General features: G+C 63.3%; 23 protein-coding genes. 18 read left to right on the top strand and 5 right to left on the bottom strand.

The window, feature by feature from the left end; all coding sequences use genetic code 11:
• Positions 1-37: 37 nt before the first annotated feature.
• Positions 38-733, bottom strand: coding sequence for an alpha/beta hydrolase (locus tag FFS45_RS00115; RefSeq protein WP_137952669.1), 696 nt, complete (start codon positions 731-733; stop codon positions 38-40).
• Between the two features lie 168 nt (positions 734-901).
• On the opposite strand from FFS45_RS00115, the gene FFS45_RS00110 reads away from it, so the two are divergent.
• Positions 902-1534 carry an ABATE domain-containing protein gene (locus FFS45_RS00110; RefSeq protein WP_137952668.1) on the top strand — a complete coding sequence of 211 codons (633 nt, stop codon included), beginning with the start codon at positions 902-904 and terminating at the stop codon, positions 1532-1534.
• Between the two features lie 29 nt (positions 1535-1563).
• Here FFS45_RS00110 and FFS45_RS00105 read toward each other — a convergent pair whose 3' ends face one another.
• Positions 1564-2802, bottom strand: coding sequence for a GNAT family N-acetyltransferase (locus FFS45_RS00105; protein WP_171029524.1), 1239 nt, complete (start codon positions 2800-2802; stop codon positions 1564-1566).
• A gap of 273 nt (positions 2803-3075) precedes the next feature.
• Here FFS45_RS00105 and FFS45_RS00100 point away from each other — a divergent pair, with 273 nt between their 5' ends.
• From FFS45_RS00100 to FFS45_RS00085, 4 genes are read left to right on the top strand one after another with little or no spacing between them, the layout of a single operon-like run.
• On the top strand, positions 3076-3804 hold the full coding sequence (locus FFS45_RS00100) for a DUF3348 domain-containing protein (RefSeq protein WP_137952666.1): 729 nt from the start codon (positions 3076-3078) through the stop codon (positions 3802-3804).
• Between the two features lie 10 nt (positions 3805-3814).
• The gene (locus tag FFS45_RS00095; protein ID WP_137952665.1) at positions 3815-5911 is read left to right on the top strand and encodes a DUF802 domain-containing protein; all 2097 of its coding nucleotides are present in this window, start codon (positions 3815-3817) and stop codon (positions 5909-5911) included.
• The gene (locus FFS45_RS00090; RefSeq protein ID WP_137952664.1) at positions 5908-6555 is read left to right on the top strand and encodes an OmpA family protein; all 648 of its coding nucleotides are present in this window, start codon (positions 5908-5910) and stop codon (positions 6553-6555) included. The genes FFS45_RS00095 and FFS45_RS00090 overlap by 4 nt, the downstream gene beginning before the upstream one ends.
• Before the next feature lie 10 nt (positions 6556-6565).
• Complete coding sequence (locus tag FFS45_RS00085) at positions 6566-7183, top strand: DUF2894 domain-containing protein (RefSeq protein WP_137953058.1); 618 nt, start codon at positions 6566-6568, stop codon at positions 7181-7183.
• Here the strand turns inward: FFS45_RS00085 and FFS45_RS00080 are convergent.
• Complete coding sequence (locus FFS45_RS00080; RefSeq protein WP_137952663.1) at positions 7180-7509, bottom strand: helix-turn-helix domain-containing protein; 330 nt, start codon at positions 7507-7509, stop codon at positions 7180-7182. The genes FFS45_RS00085 and FFS45_RS00080 overlap by 4 nt on opposite strands.
• A 141-nt stretch (positions 7510-7650) precedes the next feature.
• Here FFS45_RS00080 and gstA point away from each other — a divergent pair, with 141 nt between their 5' ends.
• From gstA to FFS45_RS00040, 8 genes are all read left to right on the top strand, one after another.
• Positions 7651-8298 (top strand): glutathione transferase GstA, encoded by a 648-nt coding sequence (gene gstA, locus FFS45_RS00075; protein ID WP_137952662.1) that lies wholly within the window; start codon positions 7651-7653, stop codon positions 8296-8298.
• Entirely contained in the window at positions 8295-8639 is a 345-nt protein-coding gene (locus FFS45_RS00070) for a cupin domain-containing protein (RefSeq protein ID WP_137952661.1), read from the top strand. The genes gstA and FFS45_RS00070 overlap by 4 nt, the downstream gene beginning before the upstream one ends.
• A 46-nt stretch (positions 8640-8685) precedes the next feature.
• Positions 8686-9414, top strand: coding sequence for a transporter substrate-binding domain-containing protein (locus tag FFS45_RS00065; protein WP_137952660.1), 729 nt, complete (start codon positions 8686-8688; stop codon positions 9412-9414).
• Between the two features lie 87 nt (positions 9415-9501).
• A complete protein-coding gene (locus FFS45_RS00060) occupies positions 9502-9834 on the top strand; it encodes a DUF2322 family protein (protein ID WP_137952659.1) in 333 nt (110 codons plus the stop codon).
• Positions 9835-10019: 185 nt separating this feature from the next.
• Positions 10020-11912 carry a prolyl oligopeptidase family serine peptidase gene (locus FFS45_RS00055; protein WP_249362490.1) on the top strand — a complete coding sequence of 631 codons (1893 nt, stop codon included), beginning with the start codon at positions 10020-10022 and terminating at the stop codon, positions 11910-11912.
• A gap of 77 nt (positions 11913-11989) precedes the next feature.
• Entirely contained in the window at positions 11990-13801 is a 1812-nt protein-coding gene (locus FFS45_RS00050) for an ABC transporter transmembrane domain-containing protein (protein ID WP_137952657.1), read from the top strand.
• 110 nt (positions 13802-13911) lie between these two features.
• Positions 13912-14322 (top strand): hypothetical protein, encoded by a 411-nt coding sequence (locus FFS45_RS00045; protein WP_137952656.1) that lies wholly within the window; start codon positions 13912-13914, stop codon positions 14320-14322.
• 3 nt (positions 14323-14325) lie between these two features.
• Positions 14326-14844, top strand: a complete 519-nt coding sequence (locus FFS45_RS00040) for a GNAT family N-acetyltransferase (protein ID WP_137952655.1) — start codon at positions 14326-14328, stop codon at positions 14842-14844.
• Positions 14845-14945: 101 nt separating this feature from the next.
• Here FFS45_RS00040 and FFS45_RS00035 read toward each other — a convergent pair whose 3' ends face one another.
• Positions 14946-16394, bottom strand: coding sequence for a DNA-binding protein (locus FFS45_RS00035; protein WP_137952654.1), 1449 nt, complete (start codon positions 16392-16394; stop codon positions 14946-14948).
• Positions 16395-16756: 362 nt separating this feature from the next.
• Positions 16757-18088 carry a carotenoid oxygenase family protein gene (locus FFS45_RS00030; protein ID WP_137952653.1) on the bottom strand — a complete coding sequence of 444 codons (1332 nt, stop codon included), beginning with the start codon at positions 18086-18088 and terminating at the stop codon, positions 16757-16759.
• A 241-nt stretch (positions 18089-18329) separates the two neighbouring features.
• Between FFS45_RS00030 and FFS45_RS00025 the strand changes: the two genes are divergently transcribed.
• The 5 genes from FFS45_RS00025 to FFS45_RS00005 form a co-directional block, all read left to right on the top strand.
• Positions 18330-19349 (top strand): ABC transporter substrate-binding protein, encoded by a 1020-nt coding sequence (locus FFS45_RS00025; RefSeq protein WP_137952652.1) that lies wholly within the window; start codon positions 18330-18332, stop codon positions 19347-19349.
• A 68-nt stretch (positions 19350-19417) separates the two neighbouring features.
• Positions 19418-20407 carry a quinone oxidoreductase gene (locus tag FFS45_RS00020; RefSeq protein ID WP_137952651.1) on the top strand — a complete coding sequence of 330 codons (990 nt, stop codon included), beginning with the start codon at positions 19418-19420 and terminating at the stop codon, positions 20405-20407.
• A 93-nt stretch (positions 20408-20500) separates the two neighbouring features.
• A complete protein-coding gene (locus FFS45_RS00015; RefSeq protein WP_137952650.1) occupies positions 20501-21826 on the top strand; it encodes an MFS transporter in 1326 nt (441 codons plus the stop codon).
• A 20-nt stretch (positions 21827-21846) separates the two neighbouring features.
• Positions 21847-22524 carry a response regulator transcription factor gene (locus FFS45_RS00010; RefSeq protein ID WP_137952649.1) on the top strand — a complete coding sequence of 226 codons (678 nt, stop codon included), beginning with the start codon at positions 21847-21849 and terminating at the stop codon, positions 22522-22524.
• On the top strand, positions 22514-23835 hold a 1322-nt coding region (locus FFS45_RS00005; RefSeq protein WP_137952648.1), incomplete at its 3' end, for a sensor histidine kinase. The genes FFS45_RS00010 and FFS45_RS00005, both read left to right, overlap by 11 nt.

The following is a 23835-nucleotide window of genomic DNA, read 5'->3' as shown; positions in this document are numbered from 1 at the left end:
AGGGGGCGCCTGTCCAGGTGACAGGCTGTCAGGCGTGTTAGTGACTCGAAACGGCGCGTGCCGCCTCGACAATCACGTCGCTTACCGCATCGGGGGCCGTCACCATGGGCGTGTGATCGGCGGGGTGCGAATGCACATGGGCGTTCATTCGCTTTGCCATGAAATGCTGGGTGTCGTGGCTGATCATCCGGTCCTGCTCGGCGATCAGGAACCAGCTCGGACGGTCCTTCCAAAGCGGACGCCCGAGCGCCTCGCCGATGCAGGCAGCCGAAATGGGCCGCTGAACCGCGCCCAGTACCGTCAACTCCTCATGTGTCGCGTGCTGTGCGAAGGCTGCTGCGAAAGCGTCATCAGGCAGCCAGATCAGGCCATGTTGATCGGGTGCGAGTTTCGGCGCGAGGGGATGCGTTTCACCACGGTAGAACACGTCGGCGACAGTCTCGCCTTCGTCGGGCGCAAGCGCGGCCACATAAACCAGTGCCTTGACGTTTTCGGCGCGCGTCGAGCCGATCACCGCGCCGGCATAGGCGTGTCCGGCGAGCACGACCGGCGTGCCGACTCGCTCGAGCACGCGATCCAGTGCGGCCGTGTCTTCACGCAACGAGGTAAGCGGCAACGGCGCCGCAATCGCCCTTATGCCATGAACCTCCAGACGCTCTATGACCTTGCTCCAGCTCGAGCCGTCTGCCCATGCGCCGTGCACAAGCACCGCGCTCACCGTGTCAGTTGCCATCTCTTGCTCCTTTGAAGGAAGTGGGTACCGATTTGTACGCTTACGCATCGTTTGTTTTAGTAACCGTCTTAACGTGTTTTTAAAGGTTACAAACGTTCGATGTAACTTGTCAAGTGCGTTTTTAGTGGTTACGATGTGGATATCGTCACTTTAGATTCGTCATAAGAGATGGACTACCGTCAGATCCCCGCGATATTTGTCGCCGACGCGCCTGGGCTGGATTTTCTGAACTCGGTGGCGACACCCGTGGATGAGGAAATCGACTGGATCAGCGACGGCGCGGGCTTGCTCGGCTGGCTGGACCAGGCGGGATTCGTTCCTTCCGGCGCGCTTGAGGCACTACGGGGTGGCTGCACGCCCGCCGAACTGGACGACGTTGCGGCGCGGGCGCGCGAGCTGCGCGAGTGGTTCAGGGGTTTCGTGCGCAAGCGCAAAGGGCGGCCGTTGACCGCCAAAGACCTGCGCGAGCTGGAGCCTTTGAATCAACTGCTGGAACAGGACGCGCAATACGGGCAGATTGTCGCGAACGCGGCGGACGGCGGCACAGGCTTCGAACTGCGTGCGAACCGGCGCTGGCAATCAGCGGAATCGTTGCTGATGCCGATTGTCGAGGCGCTGGCGAGATTCGTCTGCGAGGAGGACTTTACCTATGTGAAGGCGTGCGAGGGTCCGCGCTGCACCTTGATGTTTGCCGATCACACGCGGGGCCACGCGCGCCGGTGGTGCAGCATGGCAATCTGCGGCAACCGCGCCAAGGTTGCGGCGCACCGCAAGCGGATCAGGGAGCAGGAGCACGGCTGAAGTGGGACCATTCGCCTTGGCGAAATCATTCAGCGAAAGCTGCGTGTGCCCCGCGTTGCCGAGCGGTGCCGTGAGCGGCTGACGAACGCCGTTGCCGAACTGACTCCTCTGGCAGCGGCCGTTCTGGTTGCGTGCAGCACGCGGATCAGGTAACCCCATAGCAACACAAATTCCGCCAGCCTTGCGCGTGTGCTCAGAAAAAGCACATGCGTATCGTGCATCGTCTGGCGATTTGCCCAACGCGTTTTGTAGGCGGCATAAAGCGGACGAAAATCGAAATCGCGCCCGTTCGCGTGCGCCCACTTGACGCAGAATTCCTGCAGAAGATTGCCGGGCGAGCAGGCGCTGAGCGACTCGTCGTAAGTCATGACGAAGCCTTCGAAGGAGTGCGGACCGACAAGATTCACCGACGCTGCAACCGGTCTGCCGTCGAGCTTCAGGAACGTGACGAGCGGCGTCGTCGAGAGATCCGTGCGCTGCGCCAGCGCGACGAAAAAATCGCGCACCTGTTCATTCATCAGGTACTGGGTATGAAAGCCGCGAGATATCGCCCAGCGCCGCTTCGTCGCGAATAGCCACGTCAGAACCGCTTCGGCATCGTCAGGGGTCTTGCACCATCCGAGTTCCGGCTGCCCCTTCGCACTCAACCTGCGCAGATGGTGCCGCAAGTCCGCGCGCAGCGACTTCGACAGCGTGGCCGAAAAATCGTCCCATCGCTCGAACTCTCGCAGGCTGATCGAGTAACCCGGAAGCCTGTGCAATCGCTTCGGAATGAAGGGCAGCAGCCACGACTGGCTGAGCGGCCCGATCGCTTCTTGCAACGCGCTATCGCTTCTCACGAAACGGATTTCGAGCGTGTCGGCGCAAACGTCCAGCGCAGCGCGAAGCACTTCGGCAATCACCGCGCCGCCGGCTCGGGCATGCACGAGCGGGGCGCCATATTCTTCGTCGCTGCCGCAACCCAACGACCGGGCCACCCGCAGCAGACCATGGCGGTAAATCACCAGCGGCCAAAGCGCACACAACTCACGACGGTCGTACACCATGGCCACGGCAACGGCTGCCCCTCTTGCGAGCGCAACTTCGGCGGCCAGTTCGCAGTAGGCATACGTCAGACAGAATGAATAGCTCTGCGCTGCGGCTGCGAGGCTCTCCCATTCCTGGCGGAGCGTCCTGAACGAGTCGAGATCCGCGAATCCTCTGGTTTCATGGCGAAACTGCAGCGATTCTGGGGCGCGGAGGGTGACGGGAAGCGATTGGATCGACATGTCGGCCTCCACTGCAATGCCGGGTGAGGCACCTTCGCGCCATGACCTGTCCTTGCGATCGGGCTTGCCGTTTTGCGAACTGCTTCCCCATGCTAACGGCGAGCAAGGACCGCTCCTAGTCGGATAAGAACGGATGGGGAAAACGCTTGCCTGTTGGCGTGCGAGCGGCTTTCCGGCCGGGGAAAATCCCCCGTGAGCCCACCCCTCGGACCCATAACTGCCAGCCTCCATCTCATCTACGTGTAAACTGCTGCCTTTTTTGACTCTGGCGGTATGGTGCAAGTCCCGCAGCGCACAGCCCTCAGCGGCCCGGCGCTTATTCGCTTACTTGCGCGCTTGACGGATCTCGACGTTGCCGAATCCAGCCAATCGCTCTCGGACCGGCTGAGCCAATGGCTCGGCTGGACTGACGCGATCGGACTGTCCACGGCGCTCAACGGCAGTCCGCCGGTCGTCGCGGCGGGCGCCCGCGGCTTCGGCAGCGCCGAAGAGGACGAGTGCGCCCGTGTGCGCGCCGCGCTGGTGACCAGCATCGCCGGCGACAGTGCGTCGGGCCGGACCAACCGGCGCGGGCCTGCGGCAGTGCCCGTGCAGGTCGAGGTCGACTACGCGGTGTTTCGTCAGCGCTACCTCTCCCTGCAGCAGGCCATGGAGACCCGCATCGGCAACCTGCGTGGCCACCTGCGCGCCATGCTGGCTGCCAGAACGCCCAGCATGGCGCGGCTCGCGGTCGTGGATGCCGTAATGGAGCGGGCCCTGAGCCCGCGTGAGCGGAGCTTGCTGGCCTCGGTGCCGGGGATGCTCGCAGGGCATTTCGAGCGTTTGCGCCTGGCTGAGCAGGCGGCGCTCGCCGATGCCGGGTCGACGGGAACGGCCGCAGCCGTCACGCCCGGCGCCTGGCTGGATGCGTTCAGCAGGGACATGCAGAGCGTGTTGCTGGCCGAGCTGGATGTTCGTTTTCAACCGGTCGAAGGGTTGCTCGCCGCCCTTCGTACCCGCTAACCGGGACGCTATGTCCAAGTATCTGATCAATTTTGTGGTTTTCCTGGCGGGTCTCGCCGCCGTGTGCTGGATCGGGGTGGGCTACCTCGGCTCGAATCCGCTGGCGCTGGCCGTTACCCTGCTGATTGGCGCCTGCTACGTGGCGGGCGCGTTCGAGTTGCGGCGCTACAGTGAGGCCACGGCCACGCTGGAGCGCGCCGTCGCCGGCTTGTCCGGGCCGCCGCCCAGCCTCGCGGCGTGGCTCGACGCGCTGCATCCCACTCTGCGCAATCCGGTGCGTCTGCGTGTCGAGGGTGAGCGTGTGGCGTTGCCGGGACCGGCGCTGACGCCGTACCTGGTCGGTTTGCTCGTGCTGCTGGGCATGCTGGGCACGCTGCTCGGCATGGTGGCGACCTTGAGGGGCACGGGTCTCGCGCTGGAGAGCGCCACGGACCTGGATGCTATCCGCGCATCGCTGGCGGCGCCGGTCAAGGGACTGGGATTCGCGTTCGGCACCTCGATCGTGGGTGTGGCGACTTCCGCCATGCTGGGGCTGCTCTCCGCGTTGTGCCGCCGCGAGCGGATCCACGCCGCGCAACTGCTCGACGTCAAGCTCGCCACCACCTTGCGGATCTACTCGCAGGCTCATCAGCGTGAGGAAACCTTCAGGCTCCTGCAGCGCCAGGCCGAGATGATGCCCACGCTGGTCGAGCGCCTGCAGACGATGATGACGACCATCGAGCGGCAGAGCCAGGCTTTGAGCGAGCGGCAAGCCGCCAGCCAGGACGCGTTCCACGGCAAAACCGAGGCGGCCTATATGCGCCTCGCAGCCTCGGTGGAGCGGTCGCTGAAGGAGAGCGTCGCGGAAAGCGCCCGCACCGCCGGCGCAGCGTTGCAGCCGGTCATGGAGGCCACGCTGGCAGGGCTCGCGCAGGAATCGGCCGCGTTGCAGGGCACGGTCTCAGAGGCCGTGCAACGGCAACTGGACGGCTTGTCGGCCGGCTTCGCGGCCTCCACCACGAGCGTGGCCGATATCTGGAACAAAGCGCTGGCGGACCACCAGCGTTCCAGTGAGGCGCTTGCCGGGAATTTGCGCACTTCGCTGGACCGCTTCACCGAGACTTTCGAGCAACGCTCGGCCGGCTTGCTGGACGGCGTGTCCGCGCGGCTGGACGCCACTGCGGGCAGCGTCTCGCAGGCGTGGACGGAAGCGCTCGCACGGCAGGAAAGCGTCGGCGAGAAGCTGGCGGCTCATAACGAACAGGCACTGGCTGCGGCCGCTGAGACCTTCGAGCAGCATTCGGCCAAGCTGCTGCGCACGGTAGGCGAGTCGCAGGTGAGTCTGCAAACGGAATGGATTTCGCGTGACGAGCAGCGGCTGGCGGCATGGACCGAGGCACTCGGTTCGATTGCCGCTACCTTGAGCGAGGAGTGGGAGCAGGCCGGCACGCGCACCGCGAGCCGCCATCAGGAGATCTGCGACACGCTGGCGCAGACCGCCCGCGATATCTCTGCCCAGACGCAGGCGCACGCCAGCGACACCATCGCCGAGATCTCGCGGCTCGTGCAAGCCGCTTCGGAAGCGCCTAAGGCGGCGGCCGAGGTTGTCGCCGAACTGCGGCAGAAGCTCTCCGACAGCATGGTCCGCGATACCGCGATGCTCGAAGAGCGCAGCCGCCTGCTGGCTACGCTCGAAACCCTCCTCGATGCCGTCAACCACGCCTCCACCGAGCAGCGCTCGGCGGTCGATGCGCTGGTCGCCACCTCGGCCAACCTGTTGGAGCGCGTCGGCACGCAGTTCGCCGACAAGGTCGAGCAGGAAACCGGCAAGCTCGGCGCCGTTGCCGCACAGGTGACCGGCAGCGCCGTGGAAGTGGCGAGCCTGGGGGATGCCTTTGGCGTGTCCGTGCAGGCGTTCGGCGAGTCGAACGAGAAACTGGTGGCGCACCTGCAGCGTATCGAAGCCGCGCTCGACAGATCCGCGGCGCGCAGCGACGAGCAGCTTGCCTACTATGTGGCGCAGGCGCGGGAAGTGATCGATCTGAGCATGATGTCGCAGAAGCAGATTGTCGAAGAGCTTCAGCAGCTTGCCGGTGAACGGGCGTCCCCCGGAGTTGAAGCAGCATGAGCGAGGAAATCGACGGCGGCGCGCAAGCGTCGGCTCCGATATGGCCGGCCTTCGCCGATCTGATGTCGGCGTTGCTGGGCGCCTTCGTGTTGATCCTGGTCTGCGTGATCGGCCTGCAACTCGAACTTTCGACGAGGCTCGCGCAGGAGGTCAAGCAGCGGCAGATGGAAACGCAGCGCCGCAAGACTCTCGAAGAGGCGCTGGCAGGGCCGCTGGCGGCGGGGCGGGTCACGCTGGTCAACGGGCGCATCGGCATCAACGGCAGCGTGCTGTTCGCGCTGAACTCCGCTCAGTTGCAGCCGGAGGGCCGCGATGTATTGAAGAGCCTGGCTGGGCCGCTTTCCGCTTACCTTCGCGCCAGTGACCAGATCCTGATGGTGAGCGGCTTTACCGATGACCGGCAGGTGCGGGAAGCCAACCGCCGCTTTGCCGACAATTGGGAACTGTCGGCCCAGCGAGCGCTGACGGTGACGCGCGCGTTGATCGATGAAGGTGTTCCGTCCTCCTCAGTATTTGCGGCGGCGTTCGGTTCGCAGCAACCCGTGAGTTCGAATGCTGACGACGCCGGACGCGCACGGAACCGGCGTGTGGAAATCGCGCCTGTGCCGAGGCCGTCTAACGCGACGGCGAAGCCCCGTGAGTAGCGGCGGCGACATGGCGAACGAAGCGCGGGCGCAACTCGACGCATGGCGCGAGCGCGGCGCCGATCGCCTCGATCCGGTGCGCTTTCGTTTTATCGAGGCGCTGGATCGGCGCGCGGCTGGGCACAGCGGCGAGGCGCGACGTGTTCTCGACGAGCGGTTATCCAGACTGCTCGCGGCGTATGCCGCCGATCTGGAGCGTCCGGTGCCGGGGATTGGCGAGTCTGGCAATGCCGATGCGCGACAGGACCGGTCCACGCGTGACGCGCTTGCTGCGCTGAACGAATATATTGCAGGCCACCACGATGCTTTGCCCGGACCCGCTTCCTATCCGGAACTCGACATGCTCGAGTACTTCCGGGAAATCTGGTCCAGGTTCCGCACGGGCCGGCAGTTGCAGCAGTCGCTCGAACAGGTGCCGGGAAATGCCGGTCCGCTCAATTCGAGCAGCCTCGTCCACCGCTCGCTCTCATTGATGCGCGAATTGTCGCCGGGGTATCTGCAGCAGTTCCTCTCTTACGTCGATGCCCTGTCGTGGATGGAGCAGATGAGTAGCGGCGACCTGCCGGTGGGCAAAGAAGCGCCTCGCCCGGGGAGCGCAAAGAAGGGGGCGCGCGCAAAGGCGCGCTAATCGGCCATATCACCACGGCCCTTGAGCCATAGACCGAAGTCCCGCATGACTTCCACAACCGGCCGCAAACGTTGACCGTCCTCAGTCAGCCGATACTCGACCTTGACCGGCACCTCCGGAAAAATCGTGCGATCTATCAGGCCGGCCTCTTCGAGCGCGCGAAGATCGAGCGTCAGCATGCGCTGCGAGATACCCGGCACGTCCCGGCGCAGATCGTTGAAACGCTTTGGGCCGTCGAGCAGGTACGAGACCAGCAACAATCGCCAGCGACCACCCAGCAGGCGCATGGCTTCCTCAACGGAGCATCCTGTCGCGCTTTTCTTCATCGTTCGGTCCCTGCCAGGTATACTTTTTTTAACTTCACCACAAAAATCTGCCTTCTTCTATTTTGATCGCAACTGCGTGATATTAGCTGCCTTGCCATGCAAACGTATGGCGCCGGCTGGTTATCTGACACAGGAGAAGGGATGAAGCTCTATCACGCACCCGGCAGTTGCTCTCAAGCGGTTTGCATTGTGCTGCACGAAACCGGATTGCATGCGCAGACGATAAGGGTGGATGCGCGAAAGCACCGGATCGAAGACGGAACGAGTTATCTGGATGTCGCGCCTTTGGGCTACGTGCCGCTTTTGCAACTCGACGACGGGACGTTTTTACGTGAAGGGCCGGTCATTGCACAGTACCTTGCCGACCGGCGTCCTGAAACGGAATTGACGCCGGCGCATGGAACCATGGATCGCTACCGGCTTCTCGAATGGCTCAACTTCCTGACTTCGGAGATTCATAAAGGGTTTATTCCGCTGCTCTATGCGGTCGCGGCGGGCAAGTATGTCGATATGGCGAGGCCCAAGCTCGAGAGCCGGTATCAGTGGATCGATCGGCAGCTAGCTGACAAACCGTTTCTGATGGGCGACCGCTTTACCGTTGCCGATGCTTATCTGTTTGCGTTAACGGGGTGGGGTAAGGCAAGCTGGATGCGTTCCGTGTACAACGCGGATATTGATCTCGGTGCGAACCGGCACTTGCAGGCCTGGTACGAGCGTGTGCGGAGCCGGCCGGCGGTTCAGCAGGTGCTGGAAGCGGACGGATTGCTCAAAGCGGAGAACCTGGTATGACGGCTATTCCAAACGATGTACTGCACATTTCCGAAACGGAAGCGTCGCGCCTGTTGAGCGAACTCCCGTTACCGTTTGCCGAATTGTTCGCGCGTGGCGATGTATCGGTTGAACTCTTTGCACCACGGGGCGCCGATACGCAGACGCCGCATACGCGTGACGAGCTGTACATTGTCTCCTCGGGATCCGGAACGTTCCGCCGCGCGGATCAGGTTTGTCCGTTCACTGCGGGCGATCTGCTGTTTGTTCCGGCACACGTCGAGCACCGCTTTGAGAGCTTTAGTGCCGACTTTCGGACCTGGGTGATTTTCTTCGGACCGGAGGGTGGTGTTCGAGTGTAGTGAGTAGAGGTAAAAATTTTTTGGATACCTCGTTGAAGCGCTCCAGATGAAACTGAAAATCGCATACATCGAAGAACCACCGTTCGGTTGGACTGAGGCGGGCGGCCGGGCGACGGGCGCGGACATCGAACTGGCCGAGACGGTTCTTCGGGCAATCGGCGTTACGCACATCGAATACGAGTTGACCAGCTTCGCAGAACTGCTGCCTGGCGTTGCAAGCGGGCGCTGGGACATGAACGTCCCGCTTTTCATCACGCCGCGGCGCATGGCGAAGGTGGATTTCAGCTTGCCCGTTTGGGCGATCGGCGACGGTTTTCTCGTTTGGGCAGGAAATCCGCTGGCGCTGGACAGCTACCGCCGGGTTGCGGAATGCGGCGATGCGCGCCTCGGCATTATCGTTGGCCAGGTGCAGCACGAGGCCGCGCTTGCCGCAGGCGTGCGCGACGCTCAAATTGTGCTGTTCGATCAGCAGGCTGAGGCAATCGATGCGCTGCTGACCGGCAGGATCGACGCATACGCGAGTACGGCGCTTGGCAACCGTATACTTGCGGACCGGATTGGCTACGAACTTCTCGATGCGGTGCCTCATCCGCTTGTGAACAAAGACGCCAATTCACTGCCCAAAGGCGCGTTCTCGTTCAGGCAGGGGAATCATGAACTGCTCGACGCGTTCAACAGACAGTCGCGGCTCTACCTTGGTTCAGCCGATCATCGGCGTCGCATGTTGCGATTCGGGCTGACGGAGAGGGAAATCGATCCTATTGTGCCGGCTTGAGATTGGGCCGCTATCCCCTAGGCTCTTAACCACATTCGGATAAGATACGTCCCACCACGAAATTTCGGAACAGAAGGAGTATTTTTAGTGATTCAACCGACCAACGTATTCAAGGACAACCTCGCCCAGTTGCCCGCCATTGACGGCATCGAGCGTATCGATCTGGTCGACGGCAAGGGCGCCGTTGTTGCAAGCATCGAGAATAAGCCCGGAAAGCAGGGCTCGCTGGCGGTGTACCACTACTTGCAGCAGGTTTTCGGCGCGCTGGACGAGAAGGCGGCTGAGCATGGGCTCGCCGTGTTCGCCGAGCACACGGCAGATGCGCGCAATCGCCCGGGGGCGCATCCGAATGTCGACCGCCTGCTTGAGGTTGCAGCCGGCGGCGAGGCGTTGAGCATCCGCGTCGTCGCAGCAGCCTGAGCGCATGGCCGGGTGCGGCTATCTGCCGTACCCGGTTGTAGATGTATTGGGCAGCCCTTCACTCCCTTTCTTCAGCCTTCCGCACACCCATGAATTCCACTTCTTCAGCCTCATCCCCGAAAGCAGGATCGCCCAGCCCCGCGGCTTTTGGCAGCTGGAAATCACCGGTCACGGCCGAGGTGGTTGTGGGCGCAACAATCCGGCTGGGACAGATCCGTATTGGCGCCGAGGGGATTTACTGGACCGAGGGCAGGCCGCAGGAGAAGGGCAGAAACGCAATCATCCGGCTTCGCGCCAACGGTGAAGTGGACGAACTCACAGCCGCGCCGTTCGACGCGGCAACACGCGCGCATGAGTACGGCGGTGGCGCTCTGGCGGTGACAACGGTTGGTGTCTTCTTCAGCAATTTCAAGGACCAGCACGTCTACACGCTCGACGCCTCGGGCGAGCCGAAGGCGCTGACGCACACCGACGGCCTGCGTTACGCGGACCTGATCGCCGATCCGGCTCGCGGGCGTCTGATAGCTGTTTGCGAAGACCATCGCGAAGGCGGCCATGAACCGGTCAATACGCTTGTCAGCATCGATCTGGCAACGGGCGCAGCCGAGGTGATCGCCGCTGGCCACGATTTCTTTTCGTCGCCGTGCCTCAGCCCTGACGGCACGCAACTCGCCTGGCTAACCTGGGACCATCCCAACATGCCTTGGGATGGCACGGAGCTGTGGGTTGCGCAAATTGCGGCCGACGGCGCGCTCGGCGCGCCGCGCCGGGTCGCGGGCGGTCCGGCCGAGTCGCTGTTCCAGCCGGCCTGGTCGCCGGCCGGCGATCTGTATGTGGTATCGGACCGCAGCGGATGGTGGAATCTGTACCGGTTGCGCGCAGACTCATCCGCCACAGCAAACATCGACGACGCGCTCGAAGCGGTTCACCCGATGGAGGCCGAATTCGGCAAGCCGCAGTGGGTCTTCGGGATGACCACCTATGGCTTCACGGCGGACGGCCGCATCGTCTGTCTCTACGAGCAGGATGGCGCGACACATCTGGCGGTGTGCGATCCTTCAAGCGGTGCGTTCGACGAGATCCGGACGCCCTACAGCACGATGCGTGACCTGCGGGTCGGTGGCCAGCAAGCCGTGTTCATCGGCAGTTCGCCGACCGCCGGCGAAGCAGTCATCGCGCTCGATTTACCTACCCGCACCTGTCGCGTCCTGCGCAGCTCGCAAAGTAGCGAGGTGGATGCCCGCTATGTCTCGGTCGCCGAGCCGATCCGGTTTCCGACCGAGGGCGGTCTGTACGCGCATGCCTATTTCTATGCGCCGGCGAACCCCGATTTCGAAGGACCGGCGGGTACCTTGCCGCCGCTTATCGTGATCGCCCACGGCGGTCCGACCTCGTCGACCCATTCCGGCTTCAAGTGGCCGATCCAGTACTGGACCAGTCGCGGCTTTGCCGTTGTCGACGTGGACTATGGCGGCAGCACGGGTTACGGCCGGGCGTATCGGCAACGGCTCAACGGGCAATGGGGCGTCACCGACGTCAACGACGCAATCAATGCCGCCCGTTACCTGATCGGGCAGGGGCGCGTGAACGCGGACGCACTGGCGGTTCGCGGCGGTAGCGCGGGCGGCTACCTGGTGCTGTGCGCCCTGGCCTTCCACGATTTCTTCAAGGCGGGCGCCAGCTACTTCGGAGTGGGCGACCTCGAAGCGTTGATGAAGGACACGCACAAATTCGAATCGCGCTACCTGCTGGGACTGGTCGGCCAATACCCGGAACAGCAGGCTCTCTACCGGGCCCGCTCGCCGATTCATTTCGTCGAGCAGATGTCGAGCGCAATGATCCTGTTCCAGGGCTCGGAGGACAAGGTCGTGCCGCCGAACCAGGCCGAATCGATTTATCAGGTGGTGCGTGCAAAGGGTTTGCCGGTTGCTCACGTGCTTTACGAGGGCGAGGGGCATGGCTTCAAGCGCGCGGAGAACATCACGCATTCGCTCGAATCCGAGCTGTATTTTTACGGAAAGGTATTCGGCTTCGAACCCGCCGACAAGATTGAGCCGGTGGCGATCGAGAATATCTGAGCGGCGCGCTCTCAGCCTCCGTAAAACCCGCGGGACTGGCACAATCTGGGTGGTCTTTTAGCCGCCGGGAAATCTCCATGTCAGATGCCGTCCCGCGTTCATCGCGCATCGGTCCCCTGTTTGCCCTGTTTCCGTTCCTTCGTCCCTATGCGGGACGCTGGGCGCTCGCGTTCTTCGCGCTGGTGAGTTCGGCGGGGGCGACGCTGGCGTTGCCGGTCACGTTCAAATACCTGATCGACCGCGGCTTTGCCAGTGGCGACCGCGCCCACATCGACCGCTATTTCCTCGCGCTATTCGTCGTGTCGTTGCTGCTGGCGGGCGCCACCGCGATGCGTTTCTACCTGGTGTCGTGGCTTGGCGAGCGCGTCACGGCCGACTTGCGGCGCGCCGTCTACACTCACGTGCTGGGCATGAGTCCGCAGTTCTTCGAGACCACCCAGAGCGGCGAGGTGCTGTCGCGGCTAACGGCCGACACCACCTTGATCCAGGCCGTGGTAGGAACCAGCCTGTCGATGGGCCTGCGCAATTTCTTTCTGCTGACGGGCGGGGTGGCGATGCTTGCGGTGACGAGCCCGGTACTGTCGGGCTACATCATCGCCACGCTGATCGTGGTGGTGGCGCCTATCGTCATCTTCGGACGCCGTGTGCGGCGGCTTTCGCGCGCCAGCCAGGACAAGGTGGCGAACGCGAGCGCGCTGGCCGGCGAGGTGCTCAACGCGATGCCCACGGTGCAGTCGTTCACCCAGGAGCCGTACGAGGCGCGGCGCTTCGCCGGCGCCGTGGAGGTCGCCTTCAACACGGCGCTTACGCGGATCCGTGCGCGCGCCTGGCTGACCGCCGTGGTGATCGTGCTGGTGTTCGCCGCGATTGTGTTCGTTTTATGGCTCGGCGCGCAGCAGGTCATGGACGGGCGCATGACGGCGGGTCAACTGTCTCAGTTCATTCTCTACGCCGTGTTCACCGCCGGTGCGGTGGGCGCACTCGCGGAGGTGTGGGGCGAATTGCAGCGGGCCGCGGGCGCGACCGAGCGTTTGCTGCAACTGCTGGCGGCGCACTCGCCGGTGGTGGAGGCCGAGCCCACGGTTGCGTTGCCGGCGCACGGGGAGGGCATTCGCTTCGACGACGTGAGCTTCTCGTATCCGTCCCGCCCGGGCATCGCGGCGCTTTCGGGGCTGTCGCTGCATGTGCGTGCGGGCGAGCATGTCGCGTTGGTCGGACCTTCCGGCGCCGGCAAAACCACCTTGTTTCAACTGCTGCTGCGTTTTTACGACCCGCAGGCGGGCACCATTCTGATCAACGGCGTGCCGGCACGGCAGGTGGCGTTTGCCGATTTGCGCCGCGAAATCGGCGTAGTGTTGCAGGAATCGGTGATTTTCTCGGGCAGCGTGCTCGACAACATCCGCTACGGCGCGCCGGATGCGACGCTCGCGCAGGTCAGGCAAGCCGCTGAAATGGCCGCTGCGGCAGGCTTTATCGAAGAACTGCCGCAAGGCTACGACACGTTCCTGGGCGAGCGGGGCGTGCGCTTGTCCGGCGGACAACGTCAGCGCATTGCCATTGCCCGCGCGATCCTGAAGAACCCGCCTATCCTGCTGCTCGACGAGGCCACCAGCGCGCTCGATGCCGCCAGCGAACGGCTGGTGCAAACGGCGCTCGACAATGCCGCGCAGAACCGCACCACGCTGGTCATTGCGCACCGCCTTGCAACTGTCCAGCGGGCCGACCGGATTGTCGTGCTGGAACAGGGGCGCATCGTCGCACAGGGACGTCACGCCGAGTTGCTGCAAAGCTCGCCGCTCTACGCCCAGCTTGCTGCGTTGCAGTTCGGCGAGCAACTGAAGCCCACGACCGGCCGTAATGCTGCGCAGGACCGCGTCGACCTGGTGTGAAGGAACGCGCTTTGACGCACGCTTCCTTGCGGCGCGCCGTTTTGCTTGGGTTAAACTCTGACATCGACGATCAGCGGCATGACTGGCGGCAACTTGATCAGGTGGTGGAAATGGGAAATACGACGGTATACAGCGCGCTATCCGACGCGAAGCGGTGGATGAAGGAACTGGTCGAGGCCGGCGAGGCTGCGGTCGCGAACGCGGAAAGGTTCACGGCCGGGAACGGTGCGGCAAGCGACATAGCGGAGCTTGTGACGTCACAACGCGATCTGGTCCGTGGCGACGTCGTCAAATTTCGCGCGAAGCTGGCTTCGTTCGAGCGGGTCAAACATGCGGAGAAAAAGTTCGCCGTGACCTTCGACCGTCGCTATTGGAAGCAGGGTACCTTCGTCTATCCGATGTACGTGTTTCTCGATCCCGAGCACCGTTTCTCGGCGCAGCAGGTCCAGCAGATCCAGGCGCTCAGGATCGGCGAGCAGATCGATCTCGCCGATGGCCGTGTGGTTCAACGTCAGGCATAACAATTGAACAGAGACCAGATCATCGTCAAGCCCTTGACGGCTCAAGACGCGCAAGCATTCAAGGCGCTTCGCCTGAACGCAATTTCAGATTCCCCGGCTGCCATCTGGCCGACCTACGAAGAAGAGGCCCGGACCACACCCGAAGCGATTGGCGAGCGGATCCGGCAATCCGACACGCAGATTGTATTTGGTGCGTTTGACGGTTCACGCCTGATCGGCATCGTGGGTTTGCGGCGCCAGCCACTCGTGCAGGTTGCTCACAAGGCCGTTTTGTGGGGAGTCCTTGTCGATCCGCAGTGGCGCGGAAGTGGTGTGGCGCGCATGCTGCTTGAGCGGGCTATTGCCCACGCTCGCGATACCGACGTGCTGCAGATCAATCTGGCCGTGCACACCGAAAATCCACGTGCACAGCGTCTGTATCAATCGCTTGGATTCGAGGCGTACGGTGTGGAGCGGCGTGCGGTGCGCGTCGCGGACCGGTTCTATGACGAGCAACACATGACATTGCGCCTCGATAGCTGAGCGCGAGGGGCGCGCAGGGCAGTGAATGAGCGTTAAACGAAAAAGGGGCGCCCGTTTGGGCGCCCCTTTGTTGTGTTGCTCAGCGCTGCCGACGGCCGAACTTACCCTGCGTGGGTTTGGGCGGCCTGATCGACGATCTGCTGCTGGACTTCCTTGCGCAGCAGCGGGTTACCCGGACTCACCCGAGCCAGTTCCACAATCAGTCTGCTGCACAGCGTGCTGCGGCCGACCGACTGCGCGTTTACCCAGGCGGCATGTTCCTTGAGCGGCGTGAAGTCGGCGCGCAGTTGCTCGGCGCGCTGCTTCCATTGTGCGCAATGCAGGATTGCTTCGTCGAGCTTCGTTTGCAGCGTCTGACGCTCCTGGGCGAATGCCTGCTCCACCTCGGCGATACGCTGCGCGGCTTCTTCCTGGGCTGCGTGTACGGCGGTGGCGTCTGCTGCCGGCACGTGGACGGCTTGAGCCGCTTGGGCGGCCTGAGTGGCCTGGGCCGCTTCGGCTGCTTGAGCGGCGGCGGCCAGCTCCGCTTCGAGTTCCTGTACGCGGGCCTCAGCGGCTGAAGCGCGTGCTTCTGCAGAAGCCAACTGCTCGCTAAGGGCGTTGGCATGCTCCGGCTCAGCGGCGAGCGGGTCTTGCAGGTCGATGCCAGCAAAGTCTTCGGTCGGCTCGACGGGGTTATGCGGCCCGAATGCAGGCGCTTGTGCAGGTTCGTCAAACGCCGTTTGTGCATGCACAGCTTCGGTTTCGTCGAACGCCAGGGAGTCAGCGGCAAATTCCTGCACTGCATGCTCAAGTGCTGCGTGCTCCGGGGCAGCGTGTTCCGGCGCTGAATGTTCGGGCAAAGCGAACCCAGGCGCCGCGTCCTCTAATTCGGCATGCTCTGACGCTGCTTGCTCAGGCACGGCGTGCTCCAGCGTGGCATGCTCTTCCACCGCATGCTCTTCCACCGCATGCTCGTGCACGGCTTCGCTGTCGAGCAATGCCTCGTGCGTGTGTTCTTCGACGTGCGGCGCCGGTTCGTCAAATGCTGACAAATGGCTTTCCGTTTCCGTTTCCGCTGCCGCTTCGCTCGCGGCCGGTGCCGAATGCGCGGCAAGCGCAGGAACGGGGCTTTCTTCGACCGGGGAGATCAGGCGCGTTGCGCCGGCCGGGGCATGCTGGAACTCGGCCAGTTTGCGCTTATAGGCTTCCAGTTCGTGCAGCGTGCGCGTCAAATCGATGTACAGCATGCCGGTTTCGCGCTCGGCCTGTTCGGTGCGCTCGCGCAGCGCGCGCATTTCCGCGTCGACCTGTCCGCGCACCCCTTTTTGAGCCACGGCCCAGCAACGCTCGATGGCGTCGCGCATCACATCGCCGAAGTCGTCAGGCGTCGGCAGGGTGGCGAGTCCCGCATCGACGGGTGTCAGTCTTTCGTCGCGCCATTGCTGGAGCGTTTCCGCGATTTCCGGCAATGACTGGCCATATGCTTCCAGACAAACGGTGACAGGAGAGATTGCGCGCCCTTCGTTCTTCAGGCGGTTGGCGATCTCAAGGACGTCATCCCTTTTCATAAATACCCTTTGATAGGACACCGATACGGCCGGTCACTTGTTGAGCGTGGTCTACGAGCGCCGCGCCGCCGGTATCGTGCACATGTCGAGCGAAATCGAAGAAGTTGCCAACAGGGCGTGGCCCACCTACGTAAACGGTAAACGGCCTGTTGAGCCGATACTTTAGCGGATCGATAAATCTTTCGACACCTCCGTGTGGCAACGAAGCGCGGTAAAAAATAGTCACCAGATTGCCATATGGATCAGCTAGCTTGCGGGCCGCAATTTTCTATTTGTAATGTCTGGAAAGGGACAGGTGGTTTGCTTACCTAAGTGACTTCTGACCCCAGCTGTTGCACGCTCGTTTCGTTTTGGCCGGCACTTTAACCATCCTGTGACACCCATGCGCCGTGAAAGCCTGCGGGAATCCGTCTGGGCAGATGAACCGTCGCGAGCGGGCCGCTTTCGATGTCGCGTGCATCGAGGATGACCACATCGCTCGTCTGCGTGGCGTGCCGGTAGACGCAAACCAGCAGCCAGCCATCGTCTTCAGCTGAAGCGCCTGGGCGGGCCACGAATACCGGTTCGCTGTTCTGGTCGCCTTCGGGCACCCCGTATCGCTGCATCGAACCGCGTTCGAGATCGTAGCGAATCACGCCTCGAATCTCGGTGTTGGTCGGCTGCCCGGCAGCGTACAGAAACCGGTAGGGACGGCCCATGCGGTTTTCGTTGATGCGCGGGAGTTCGATGCCGGCGTCGTCTATCTGCTGCCCGGTCACGGTCCCTCTATCAAGGTGAATCACGTAACGCCACAGCACGCCGAGCGGGTTGTCCTCGAAACCCGTTGCGTGCTTTGCGAGCCGGAAGAAGTGGGAATATCGAACCACGTCGAGCACGACGGTCGAGTCGTCCGCATCGTAGGCATTCACCACGTGCTGGATAAAGCATGGTGCGATCTCGAACCAGCGCAGTCCGCCACCATGACGGTCAATGACGCCAATGCGCGCCGTGCGCTCATCGTGCCAGCGCAATGGCATGCGAAAGCCGCGCGACAGCATCGAGAAATCGTACGCAACGTTGAGGTCGAGCAGAATACTGCGGCTCGCGGTGATCGCCATGTCGTGCATCATCGACGGGGACGCCAGCTCGATCTCGATGTCGACGCTCTGCCTGCCTGTCGCGTCCGTTACCCCATAGCGTAGCCACGGCTTTTTCCAATCGGCTCGAAAGGTCATGAGTTCGCCTGTCTGTGGATCGACTTTGGGATGGGCGGTCATGCCATCCACGAGTTCCAGGTGACGACGCGAGGCGCCTAGCGTTTCGAGTTCAGCGGTGATCGCGAGCGGGGCGCCGCCTTCAGCGAGCGCGAGGATTTCGCCCGCATGCTGGAGCACGTTGACGTTCGGGTTGGAGTCGAGCAGCGACGGCTCAAGCTCAGGGTGATGCACGCGCGCCCACCGTCGGGTACGCGCCCAGCGGTTGCAATAGCGCATGACGCGACCGCCCTTGAACGCGATGCCGTGCAACATCGCGTCTTCCGGCCACCAGTCCAGCACGTCGTTGCCGGCAAACTGCCCGCGCAGCGGGTTGGGGCCGTTGCGGACCAGCACGCCATCCAGCTCGTGCGGAATCGTCCCAGTGACGGGAAGATCCGCAAGCTCGACTTCATCCACGACCGGCGCTGTGGCGCCGGTATTCAGGTTTAACGCAGCCACGGTTGTTGTCCCTGAGTTCAGATGGGCTGCAATTTATATCCGGGTAAAAATAAAGTCAATAACACCCGGATATAAATGAGAGTCTGTGTAGATGCCGTAGCAGTGTGGCGAGGGTAAACACTCACAACATTTCGTTGCGACGGAAAGCAGGCAGAAGGCGTCGGTTTTTTATACTCCACGCAAGCACAGCACCAGGCGATCCGTATCTAGCGGACGGGTGCTCAAAAGGAGACACCCCCCTATGCCACCGTTCGCCCGCATCATGGCGCTCGCCTCGACCGCGTGTGCGTTCCTGCTCGGAACGCCGCATGCGGATGCCGCGACGCTGACGCTGATGACGGGCGGCGCATCGAAGATCGTCTATCTGCCGGTTACGCTGGCCGCGCGCCTCGGATACTTTCGCGACGAAGGGCTGGACGTGCAGATCCTGTCCGAACCCGCGGGCGTCGATACCGCAACCGAGCTGATCGCCGGCGCCATTCAAGGCGCGGTGGGCTTCTACGACCATACGATCGATCTGCAAAGCCGCGGTCTGGAAGTCGAGGCGGTTGTCGTCTTCGCGCAGTCGGCGGGGCTCGCGGAACTCGCGTCGACCAAAGTCGCGCAGCCGATGCAGAGCATGGCCGACGCCCGCGGTAGAACACTCGGCGTGACGGGGTTCGGCGCCTCCACCTATTTTCTGAGCCGCTATCTCGCGCAGCAGGCGGGCATTGCCGCGAGCGCTTATACGGTGGCGCCTATCGGTCCGGATAGCGGCTTTATCGACGCCATGATGAAAGGCTCGATCGACGCCGGCATGGTCGAAGAGCCGACCGCATCGAGGCTGCTCGACGCCGGCGCCGCCCAGGTGCTGGTGGATATGCGCACGGTCGAGGGCACCCGTGCGGCGCTTGGCGGTCCGTATGCCGGAGCCTGTCTGTATGCGCAGCGCAAGTGGGTGGCGAGTCATCCGGATGAGACCCGGCATCTCGTGCGCGCGCTGACCCGCTCGCTCGCCTTCATCGCTTCGCACAGCGCCGACGAGATCATGGCCGCTTTGCCGAAGAACTTTGTCGGGCCGAACGAACCGTTGTACCGCCAGGCGCTGGCTGGATCGATCCCCTCGTTTTCTCGCGACGGCAGGATGCCCGACGGCGCGCCGCAAACGGTGCTGAGCGTGCTTGCCGCAGTGGACTCGGCGATCCTGCCGCGGCACGTCGATCTCGCGCGGACCTACACCAACCGCTTTGCCGATGAGGCCAGCGCCATGCCGGCTCGCTGACGGGCGCGACACGCATTGAGTCACGCACGGGCAGGCACAGATACGCATCAAGCAAGAGGACAGCACCTATGAAAGCCATACGCATCGAAGAGTACGGAGGGCCGGAAGTACTGCAGCGAGTCGACCTGGATATCCCGGCACCCGGTCCCGATGACGTTCTGGTCCGGGTAGGGTGCGCGGGCATCAACTTCATGGATGTTCATACGCGGCAGGGCAAGTACAAGACCTCCCGCACCTATCCGGTCAGGTTGCCTTGCACGCTGGGGATGGAGGGAGCCGGCGAGGTGGTTGCAACGGGAGCGAATGTGACCTCGTTCAAGCGCGGCGACCGGGTCGCGTGGTGCATCTCCTGGGGCGCCTATGCGGAATATGCGGTGGTACCGGCGGCGCGCGCCGCGCACATCCCGGCAGCCGTTCCGCTGGATCTCGCGGCAGCGGCGATTTTCCAGGGATCGACCGCGCACTATCTGCTGGAGGATGTCGCGCAGCTGAGCGCGGGCAGCACCTGCCTCGTGCACGCCGCTTCGGGCGGCATTGGGCAGTTGCTGGTGCAGCTTGCCAAGCGGCGCGGCGTGACGGTCTATGCCACCACCAGCAGCGAAGCGAAGGCTGAGGTTGCGCGCCAGCATGGCGCCGATCACGTGATGCTCTACGACGAGGGCCGCTTTGCCGAGCGCGTGCGCGAGGCGACCGGCGGACGTGGCGTCGATGTCGTGTTCGACGCGGTGGGCCGTGCGACCCTGCGAGACAGTTTCAGGGCCACCCGGACCCGCGGCCTCGTGGTGAACTACGGCTCGGTCTCGGGCTCCCTGAACGATCTCGATCCGATCGAACTGGGTGAGGCCGGCTCGCTGTTCCTCACGCGTCCACGTCTTGCGGATCATCTTGCGGATGCCGGCACGGTGCAGCGCCGCGCCGACGAAATTTTCGCGGCCTTGCTGGACGGTACGCTGCAGATCGAAATCAGCGGCCGCTATACGCTCGACAACGTTGAAGCCGCGCATGAAGCGCTGGAGTCGCGTCGTCAACTGGGCAAGTCCGTGATGACGATCGGCTGATCCGTCACGTTTCCACCTGTAACGGAGCCTCATTCGGTGGCCTTGAGATCCACCGAGGACGGGCTCGTCCCTCACCACTGAGGCCATCACATCATGACATCCTTATCTTCATCGAGCGAAACGGCGGCTGTAGCCGCACCGGCCGCCTCAAGAGAATCGCGCGTGCGCTCGGTGCTGCGCGTGACGAGCGGCAATTTTCTCGAGATGTACGACTTCACCGTGTACGGCTATTACGCGGCCGCGATCGCAGCCACGTTCTTTCCGACCGGCAACGAATTCGCCTCGCTGATGCTGGCGCTGTCCGTATTCGGCGCCGGCTTCCTGATGCGTCCTATTGGGGCACTCGTGCTGGGCGCCTACATCGACCGTCACGGCCGCCGCAAGGGCTTGATCCTTTCGCTGATGCTGATGGCGGTGGGCACCGCGTGCGTCGCGTTTGTGCCGAGCTATGCGCAGGTCGGTCTCATTGCCCCCGCCGTCGTTCTGTTTGGCCGCCTGTTGCAAGGCTTTTCCGCCGGGGTCGAGCTGGGTGGCGTGTCGGTCTATCTTTCGGAGATCGCGTCCAAGGGCAACAAGGGCTTCTATTGCTCGTGGCAGTCGGCGAGCCAGCAGGTGGCCGTGGTGTTTGCGGCCTCGCTCGGCGTGCTGCTGAACCGCCTGATTCCCGCGTCCGAGATGAACGCATGGGGCTGGCGTATTCCGTTTGTGGTCGGCTGCCTGATCGTGCCGTTCCTGTTTTACGTGCGCCGCTCGCTGCAGGAGACTGAAGAGTTCGCGGCGCGCCGCCATCATCCGAGCATCGGCGAGATCGCCCGCTCGATGCTGCAGCACTCGGGGCTTATCCTCGCCGGCATGGGGCTCGTCATCATGACGACGGCTTCGTTCTATCTGATCACCGCCTACACGCCGACCTTCGGTAAGGTCGTGCTGAAGCTGACGTCGATGGATGCGCTGCTGGTCACGGTGTGCGTCGGCGTATCGAACTTTATCTGGTTGCCGATTGCCGGCGCCGTCTCCGACCGCGTCGGCCGCCGCCCGGTGCTGCTGGCTTGCACCGCACTCGCGATTCTCACCGCGTATCCGGTCATGCGCTGGATGGTGGCGCAACCGTCGTTCGAGCGTCTTCTGATGGTTGAGCTGTGGCTGTCGCTGCTGTACGCGTGGTACAACGGCGCCATGGTCGTCGCGCTGACCGAGTTGATGCCGGTGAATGTGCGGACCACCGGGTTCTCGATGGCGTACAGTCTCGCCACGGTGATTGGCGGATTTACGCCGGCCATCTCGACCTGGCTGATTCATACTACCGGTGACAAGGCTTCGCCGGGAGGCTGGATGTCATTTGCCGCGCTGTGCGGGGTCACCGCGACCCTGGTTCTGTACCGTTCGGCCAGTGCGCGGGAGAAGTACAGAACGGCATGAACGCTTTGGGGATAGATGCGATGAGGTTACTGCTCGTCGAAGATAACGATCAGCTGGCGCACTGGCTTGCGCGAATTCTGCAGGATGACGGCTTCATGCTGGACCGCGTGAGCGACGGCGAAGCCGCTGAGGTGTCGCTACGCGCGGTGCCCTACGACGTCGTGCTGCTCGATCTGAATCTGCCTCATCTGTCCGGCAAGAGCGTGTTGCGCCGCATGCGCGAGCGCGGCGACGCGACCCCGGTGCTGATCCTGACGGCAACCGGCGCGGTCGACGAGAAGGTGGTGTGTCTCGGCGCCGGCGCCGACGACTACATTGTGAAGCCCTTCGACGCGCGTGAGCTGGTTGCGCGTGTGAAGGTGCTCGCGCGGCGGCAATCGTCGTCGCGCTCGAACCGGCTCAAATGCGGCAATCTCACCTACGACATGGACCGCTGCCAGTTTGCCGTCGAAGGTGAGCCGCTGGCCTTGACGCCGCGCGAGCACGCGGTGCTCGAGGCGCTGATCCTGCGCGCCAAGAAGACCGTGGCGAAGACCATGCTGGCGGACTCGCTCAGCAACGCGGACACGTTCACCAGCGAAGACGCTATCGAGATCTACGTGTCACGGCTGCGCAAGAAGCTGGAAAAGAGCACCGCGACCATCATCACGCTACGCGGCCTCGGCTATCTGCTGGAAGACGGCGCCGATGACGAATAGCCTGCGGCTCAGGCTGCTGCTGTGGATGCTGCTGCCGATGACGGTGTACGTCATCGCAGCGGGACTGATCGCACGCGATAACGCGCAGCGCACGGCGAGCCTGTTGCAGGATGAAGCCTTGCTGTCGTCGGCGCGCGTGATGGCGGGTGATATCCAGTGGGAGAGCGGCTATCTGCACGCGGAGATCTCGCCCAGCGCAATCGAAATTCTGAGCACGCCAGCCGGTGACGAGGTTTTTTTCAGCATTCGCGAAGTGGCCGGCGCGACGATTGCGGGCACCTCGGATTTCCCGCTGCGTGTGCCGGGCGACGCACCGCTCTGGTATGACGCGACCGTGAGCGGACACCCGATTCGCGCGGTGTCGCTGATCCGGCCCATGTACGACTCGGGTGCGACGAGGCGGATCGTGGTATCGGTGGGACGTACGCTGATGCAGCGCGATGCGACAGCCACCGCGCTATGGCGACCGCAGATGCTGCATTTCGCCGGCATCGTGGCGATTGCAGTGGTGCTGGTGTGCGTCGGACTGACGTTCGAACTGCGTCCGTTGATGCGGCTTGCGAAGGAGATGCTGGTGCGCGCGCCGAATGCCTCGCTGCGGGTGCAGGCCGATCCGCTGCGCAATGAACTGCGGCCGATTGTCAGTGCGTTCAACCAGTGCCTCGATATCATCGAGCGCAAGACCGCCATGCAGCGGCGCTTCATTGCGGATGCGGCCCATCAACTGCGCACGCCACTCACCTTGCTCGGCACGCAACTGCAATACGCACGACGCCAGGACGATCTCGTTCAGCTCAAAGAGACACTGCTGGCCATGCACCGCAGCAACCTTTCGCTGGTGGCGCTGACGAACCAGTTGTTGCTGCTCGCTCAGGCGGAAGCGGCGGACTACGCCGAGTTTGAAGGTGCGCCCGTCGATTTGCGGGAGGTTGCGACCGCAACGATCGAACAGCTTGCGTTGCTTGCGCAGCGCCGCCAGGTCGAACTGTCGGCACGGCTCGATGAGCCTGCGCAGGTCATGGGCAATGAACCGCTGCTGTCCGTGCTGCTGTTCAATCTGCTCGATAACGCGATTCGCTATACGCCTGCGGGCGGGCACGTGGCGCTCGAGGTCCACACAACGGATGGACGCGTGGTGCTCACCATTAACGACGAGGGGCCGGGTATTGCGCCTGAGTTACGCGATCGTGTGTTCGAGCCTTTCTTCCGGGTCTCCGGCGAACAGGGTAGCGGGCTGGGGTTATCTATCGTGCGGGAAATCGCCCGCGCGCATCTGGCTGAGGTCGCGTTGGGCGATGGGCCGGGTGGGGT

The sequence above is a fragment of the Burkholderia sp. 4M9327F10 genome (assembly GCF_005503145.1).
Lineage (GTDB): Bacteria > Pseudomonadota > Gammaproteobacteria > Burkholderiales > Burkholderiaceae > Paraburkholderia.
This window is presented reverse-complemented; position numbering and strand designations above follow the sequence as displayed.